5 protein-coding genes and 1 pseudogene are annotated in these 2,707 nt (G+C 61.4%); all 6 read left to right on the top strand.

What is annotated here, in order from left to right:
* Window positions 1-308 (top strand): annotated as a pseudogene (locus VSX60_RS22170) (Ti-type conjugative transfer relaxase TraA); the annotation flags it as partial.
* A gap of 130 nt (window positions 309-438) precedes the next feature.
* Complete coding sequence (locus VSX60_RS22165; RefSeq protein WP_327626401.1) at window positions 439-654, top strand: helix-turn-helix transcriptional regulator; 216 nt, start codon at window positions 439-441, stop codon at window positions 652-654.
* On the top strand, window positions 644-871 hold the full coding sequence (locus tag VSX60_RS22160) for a hypothetical protein (RefSeq protein WP_327626400.1): 228 nt from the start codon (window positions 644-646) through the stop codon (window positions 869-871). Before VSX60_RS22165 ends, VSX60_RS22160 begins: the two co-directional genes overlap by 11 nt.
* A gap of 29 nt (window positions 872-900) precedes the next feature.
* Entirely contained in the window at window positions 901-1,380 is a 480-nt protein-coding gene (locus VSX60_RS22155) for a putative toxin-antitoxin system toxin component, PIN family (protein ID WP_327626399.1), read from the top strand.
* Window positions 1,377-1,637, top strand: coding sequence for a pilus assembly protein HicB (locus VSX60_RS22150; protein WP_206455259.1), 261 nt, complete (start codon window positions 1,377-1,379; stop codon window positions 1,635-1,637). The genes VSX60_RS22155 and VSX60_RS22150 overlap by 4 nt, the downstream gene beginning before the upstream one ends.
* A 16-nt stretch (window positions 1,638-1,653) precedes the next feature.
* Window positions 1,654-2,637 (top strand): recombinase family protein, encoded by a 984-nt coding sequence (locus VSX60_RS22145; protein ID WP_327626398.1) that lies wholly within the window; start codon window positions 1,654-1,656, stop codon window positions 2,635-2,637.
* The last annotated feature ends 70 nt before the right edge of the window (window positions 2,638-2,707 follow it).

The following is a 2,707-nucleotide window of genomic DNA, read 5'->3' as shown; positions in this document are numbered from 1 at the left end:
TCCAGCTTGAAACCGAAATCCGCATCGATCCCAGCCGTCGCGCCGACCGCTTTGTCGAGCGCTGGCAGAAGCTCGACCGCACCAGTCAGCGCCAATACCAGGCGGGCGATATGTCCGGCTACAAGGCCACCCGGTCGGTAATGGGCGACATGGCCAAGAGCCTCGAACGCGATCCGCAGATGGAATCTCTGCTCGCCAACCGCAAGGCAGCCCTCGGCATCGACATGGAGGCTGGCCGCCGACTCGGTGCAGCCCTCGCCCTTTCTCACGGTCTCGATCTCGGGAGAGGAAGGGGGATCGGGATATGAGAACCGTCCTATGCGCCGCCGTTTCCATCCGGCGCCGCGACGATTCCCCGAACCCTCTTGCGCCCCGGCAAGGGCCTGTCCTGACTGGACAAAGAGCCGTCAGAAACCGCCAGCCGGAGGCATCGCATCCATGCTCGCACCAGACCGTATCGTCCGCCTGAATACCGTCCTCGCCCGGACGGGCCTGTCCCGCTCCACCATCTATCGAAAGATCGCCGAAGGGACGTTCCCCGTGCAGCTCAGGATCAGCATCAACGGCGCCGGATGGCGAGAATCCGACATCAATCGCTGGATCGAAGATCCCGTATCGTGGAGGCCGGAGGAAGAGGCCGGTGATGGCCAATGACGACAAGTGCACAGGCAGATGGAAACCTGCCAATGACAACCGCCCGCCCGATGGACAGGAGACCGGGGACAATGCGGACGCGTCCGAGCGGCTTGACGTGGTGGTGCTGTCCATCGCTCGACTGGTCGGACGTCAGATCGCGCGGGAAGATCACGAGAAAGCCATGCGCGCAGCCAATGACAACAGGCCACCCGAAGCAGGCGACGATGACGGATGACGCTATGCCCCGTGTTGCTGCGGGATAGCATGACCGGATGTGGCGAGCGCAAAATTGACATCTTATGGGATGTCTATAAATTACCTTCCATGAGGCTGGTTCTGGACACCAACGTGATCGTGGCAGCGTTCCGCAGCCGCAACGGAGCAAGCAACCTGCTGTTGCGGTTCGTTGACCGGGGCATGGTGACGCCGCTTTGTTCCACGGCGCTGTTTCTGGAATATGAGGCGGTGCTGAGCCGGGAGGAAACCCGGACGGCGACGGGCCAAAGCCTGGAGGATGTCGCGGCGGTCATGAGCGCACTCGCGACCGTGTCCGCGGGCGTCGACATCTCGTTTCGGACGCGCCCCATGCTGGCCGATGCCGCGGATGAGATGGTGCTTGAGGCTGCCCTGAACGGAGAGGCCGAGGCCATCGTTACGCATAACGTCAGGGATTTCCGCCCGGCGCTCAAGCTGGGCGTGACCATTGCGACACCGGGAGAGATCGTCAGGAGACTGAACACATGACACAGACCCAACGCTACAAATACCCGCTGCAATTGCCGCAATCGCTCAAAGAAACGGCGGTGCGTCTTGCCATGGAGGACGGCGTGTCGCTCAATCAGTGGATTATCTCAGCCGTGGCGCAGAAGATCGGTGCCGTGGAAACGGCTGATGATTTCCTGAAAGCGCGTGCCAGCACGGCAAAACGCGGTGATCTGACGAGGCTTCTTGACCGTGCACCGGATGTGCCGCCGGCGCCGGAGGATGCCATCAAGGACTGACTGAACGGAGACCGCGATGACCCGCGCTGCCCTTTACGCCCGCTATTCCTCCGACAATCAGCGGGCAGCCTCGATAGAGGATCAACTGCGACTGTGTCGTGAACGTGCGGAGCGTGAAGGCTGGCAGATCGTGGAGTGCTATACCGACGCCGCAATCTCCGGTGCCAGCATGATCCTTCGACCGGGGATAAAGACGCTTCTCACGGATGCTCAGGATGCGCGCTTCGACGTGGTTCTGGCCGAAGCCCTTGATAGGCTGTCCCGTGACCAGGAAGACATTGCGGCACTGTTCAAGCGGCTTCGCTTCGCCGGTATTCGCATCGTTACCCTGTCAGAAGGAACGGTGGACGAACTGCATATTGGCCTAAAAGGCACGATGAACGCTCTCTTCCTTCGTGATCTGGCTGCCAAAATCAGGCGTGGCCAGTCCGGTCGCGTCATCAGCGGATATTCCGCCGGGGGCCTGTCCTACGGATATCGTGTGGTCAAGAAGCTCGACGAGCGAGGGGAGCCGATCCGAGGCCTCCGTGAAGTGGACGAAGAACAGGCTGGTATCATCCAGCGCATCTTCCAGGAATTTGCCTCGGGGCGTTCCGCCCGGACCATCGCCGCTGGCCTTAACCGCGACGGCATTCCCTCTCCCTTCGGCCGAGAATGGGGAGCCTCCACGATCAACGGCAACCTCAAACGTCGCAGCGGCATACTCTATAACGAGGCCTATATCGGGCTCTTGGTCTTCAATCGCGTTCAGATGGTCAAGGACCCGGAGACCGGCAAGCGCATCTCCCGCCCGAACCCGTCCGAACAGTGGCAGGTGGTGGAAGCGCCTCACCTGCGCATCGTCAGCGACGAGCTATGGAACGCCGTCCAAGTACGCAAGAAGCTCTACGGTGGAACCCGGCTGCATAAGCGCAGAAGGCCGAAGCATATGTTCTCCGGTCTGGTGCGGTGCGGTGGCTGTGGGGTCGTGTCCGTCAACGTGGTGGAAATTGGGGTGTAACTGAAGCGGCTCCGTTTCAGGCGGCTGCGGTGGAAATGCGGACGGTTTCTGGCTTGGTGCCGGTGGCCAT

The organism is Aurantimonas sp. A3-2-R12, from assembly GCF_036016755.1.
Classification (GTDB): Bacteria; Pseudomonadota; Alphaproteobacteria; order Rhizobiales; family Rhizobiaceae; genus Aurantimonas; species Aurantimonas coralicida_A.
This window is presented reverse-complemented; position numbering and strand designations above follow the sequence as displayed.